The 270-nt window shown below is 55.9% G+C and carries 1 protein-coding gene; it reads right to left on the bottom strand.

Annotated elements, in window-relative coordinates; genetic code table 11:
- Nucleotides 1-270: hypothetical protein (locus tag EOD29_RS36305; protein WP_164763955.1), on the bottom strand; the 270-nt coding region annotated here is incomplete at both ends.

The raw sequence follows: 270 nt of genomic DNA, 5'->3' as shown, positions 1-270 counted from the left end.
CAGCAACACCTGTCCGACAGGCGTGGCGGGCGCCGTAAAATCCCTGGTTATGACGCCGATATTCCCATGTGTCGCCGTTTCCAGTTGTGCGATCTCGCGATCCATCAGACCATCCGTGTCGAGCCAGTGCAGTTTGGGAGTGTAGTAGGCAATCGAGCCTATCTCACTGAAGGCGATCGAAGCGCCAGATGGCAGCAGCCTGTTAAGGTGATCGCTGATCTTCAGAAACATGCGCATGGTCGACTGCGCATTCAGCATCTTACGGGCATC

The sequence above is a fragment of the Mesorhizobium sp. M1A.T.Ca.IN.004.03.1.1 genome (assembly GCF_003997555.1).
Taxonomy (GTDB): domain Bacteria; phylum Pseudomonadota; class Alphaproteobacteria; order Rhizobiales; family Rhizobiaceae; genus Mesorhizobium.
Note: the sequence above shows the minus strand (reverse complement) of the source record. Positions and strands in the feature narration are given on the sequence as shown.